This window comes from Methylobacterium sp. WL64 (assembly GCF_008039945.1).
Taxonomy (GTDB): Bacteria; Pseudomonadota; Alphaproteobacteria; order Rhizobiales; family Beijerinckiaceae; genus Methylobacterium.
The window spans coordinates 1-2909 of record NZ_VRVA01000247.1 but is presented as its reverse complement, the minus strand read 5'-3'; the positions used below and the strand labels follow the sequence as shown (position 1 = coordinate 2909).

4 protein-coding genes are annotated in these 2909 nt (G+C 63.9%); all 4 read right to left on the bottom strand.

Translation table 11 applies throughout. From position 1 onward, the window contains the following. Positions 1 to 527: pilus assembly protein N-terminal domain-containing protein (locus tag FV242_RS33425; RefSeq protein ID WP_187278678.1), on the bottom strand; the 527-nt coding region annotated here is incomplete at its 3' end. A gap of 80 nt (positions 528 to 607) precedes the next feature. Further along, positions 608 to 1561: a Flp pilus assembly protein CpaB gene (gene cpaB, locus FV242_RS33420; protein WP_147941950.1), complete on the bottom strand. Its 954-nt coding sequence runs from the start codon at positions 1559 to 1561 to the stop codon at positions 608 to 610. Positions 1562 to 1585: 24 nt separating this feature from the next. Beyond that, a complete protein-coding gene (locus FV242_RS33415) occupies positions 1586 to 2122 on the bottom strand; it encodes a prepilin peptidase (protein WP_147941949.1) in 537 nt (178 codons plus the stop codon). Next, positions 2119 to 2328: a Flp family type IVb pilin gene (locus tag FV242_RS33410; RefSeq protein ID WP_147905938.1), complete on the bottom strand. Its 210-nt coding sequence runs from the start codon at positions 2326 to 2328 to the stop codon at positions 2119 to 2121. The genes FV242_RS33415 and FV242_RS33410 overlap by 4 nt, the downstream gene beginning before the upstream one ends. Between the last annotated feature and the right edge of the window lie 581 nt (positions 2329 to 2909).

The following is a 2909-nucleotide window of genomic DNA, read 5'->3' as shown; positions in this document are numbered from 1 at the left end:
CCGCCGCCACCGCCGCCACCACCCTTGCCACCCCCCTCGTCGGGCGCGCCGATGGCGGCGCTGATCGTGCTCATGACTTGGCGGGCGTTGATCGGGGTCTTCACGGATCCCCGTACGATCAGGGCTTTGTCGCCCGCCGGGACGATCTCGACATGTGTCCCCGGGACCTCGGCCTCGACTTGCTTGCGCAGCTGAGCCAGATCGAACGTCACGACCAGCCGCATGGCTGCGATCACGTTGTCGGCGGCATCCATGGCGTACAGGCTGGTGGTACCGGCGCCTTCGCCGAACACGAAGACGCTGCTGGGCGACGAGACCTGGAAGCTCGCCACCTTCGGATCGGCGACCATGATCTTGGAGGCTATGCCCGGCAGTTGCAGCAGCCGCCCCTGTTTGACGAGCAGTTCGACATCCTGCGAGGTCGCGACTTCCGAGACTGCCGAGAGCGAAGGCCGGTGCTTCTTGCCGCTCGACGGGGCTGGATAGGTCTGCGCCCAGACAGGTGTGCAGAAGATGAGCAGGGTCACGGCCAAACACCGGCCGGCAGCTCTGAGCTGCTTCGTCATACGGATCATGGGACAGTCTTTTCAGCCGCGAACAGGTCGTCTTACCGGGCGTTGACGGTGAGCGTTTCGATGGCTTTGCCGCGGAAAGCCTGGACGCTGACGGAGCCGCTCCAAGTCGGGGCGACGGTGTCGTAGAGGTCGGTGGTGGCGCGCAGGGTAGTCACGCCCCGAGCGGCGGCTGTTCCGGGTTGGTCGACCTCGCGGGCCGGGATCAGCGCCAGCTGCAGGCTGCCGATCTCCTTGGCGAGGGCGAGCTTCTCGGCATCGGCGGAGGAGACCTCCAGGGTGACGGTCTGGACGTTGGAGCCGACCTCGCCGCCGCCACGATCGTCGCCGGCCTTCTTGGCTCCGTCGTCCGGGCGCACCTGCATCTCGCCGCGGACCCGGTTGTTGAGAGCGAGGACCCGCACGGCGTGCAGGATCGTCTGGGCCGCCAGGTGCGGCGCGTTCGGGGTCTGGGTCTTTCCTGCGGCGGCGTCCCCACGCTTCAGGGCCAAGATCACATCGACATGGTCGCCGGAGGAGACCAGCCCGAAATTGCTCTCGACCAGGTTGGTCGGGACCGACACCGCCCGCATGCCGGGCCTGAGAATTGCCGCGAGAAAGCCGGGATCGCTCTGGCGGACGACGACGCCGACGCTCAGCGCTTGGCCACTCTGGACAGGCTGGCGGACGGTCGCGCCATACAGCGCGTCGATGGTGTCCACCCCCTTGATGAAGAAGAGGCTGCGGCTCGGCTCCGCGTCGACCTCGTTCCATTCGAGGCTCGACCCATCGATGAAATCACCGGGCCGAAGGCCGCTGACGACCGTCAGGACGGCGTTCCGGTGGCTGACCGGCGGCGCGGCTGGTTCCACGCGCGCGGGCTGCTCTTCCGGCAACGAGACAACCGGCGGCGGAGGCGGCGGGGGCGTCAGCAGGATGCGGGCCAGCAACGCCACGCCGACCGCGAGTACGATGGCTCCAGCCAGCAGGAAGAAAGAGTTCTTTTTCATCGGGCGTTTTACCGGGGCACAGAGCTAAGGTGCGGTCAGGGTCACAAGTGCTCCGGCCACGATGGCGAGGGCATAGGGGAGGCCGCGGATGGGTTGGCCGGACAGGCAGTGCGGCGTGCCCATGGATCCCAGCGCCGGGACCCGGCGGGTGCCGGACATCCAGAGGAGAGCCAGGGCCGTCTCGGCGGCGCTCAGGATCGGCATCGCCACGACCAGGGCGCCGCCGAACAGGGACGTCGTCAGGACGAAGAAAACCTGTCGATCAGCTCCGACCCACAAGCAGAGCGCAGCGGTTAACTTGACATCGCCGGCCCCGACATGGCCGCGGCAGAACAGGATGAAGCCGATGCCGATGACAGCGCTCGCGCCGAGCACGGTCTGAAGGATCTGCCAGATCGCGCCGGATGCGCTGTCGCTCTGTTGAAGACCGCCGCTGCCGACCATCGCCAACCACATGACACCCAGGGCGACGACGAGCCGGTTGTCGATCTTCCGGTAGAGCAGGTCGCCAAATGCCGCCCAGAGCAGCAGAGGCAACACCAGCCCCAGTGGGATCCTCATTGCGGCTTAGAGGAGCTCGCGGTGCCTCCGGTCTTCGTGATCTGGTCCGCGATCTGTTGGAAGCGTGTGTTCAGCGCCTTCACGAACACGCCGTCCTGACTGAAGATGACGGCAATCGCGGCGGCCATCGAGGCCGCTAGAATCCCGTACTCGATGGCTGTCACGCCGCTTTCGTCGCGCACAAACGCTTTTACGGAACGCATCATGATAGAAAATCCCGGGATCCATCCAAATGCTTGCGGTTGCTTAGGGGCCGCGTACATTTCAAACGTCATAGGATCCCGTCTCGTCCCACAGCAACGGACCAATCATTAAGAATGCTTCATGATGGGAACACTCCATCCCATACGGGGTTAGCGCGCTCCGCAAACGGGGGGCCTCTTGCAAGGCCGGCTCGACGTCGTCCGGCGCCGTGTCGCGCGCATTGGATGGCCTTCGCATGGACGAGCCGAACCGATAACTGAAATATTCGCTCCGACTTGGGGTCGGACTCTGAATTGCCCGAGTTGGACGTCGATTGGACGTGATATTTCTGTCTTTATTACAGATGTTAGTCTAACTTTTTAGCATTAGGATTCATCATATCTCCCTGTAATTGGTCTAATTTTACAGTAAAAGAAGATAAATCTTGAACAAATAGCTTGAGCCTATGCGCGCAAGGTAATTACCCACGCCATTGATGGCTGGTTTCAGGCGCCGATGGTCTTGAGAATGGTGCCGAAGGGACTGCGGCCTGCGAGGCGCGCGGTATCGACGACGGTGCGGATGTCGGCCTCGCCCTCGGCGG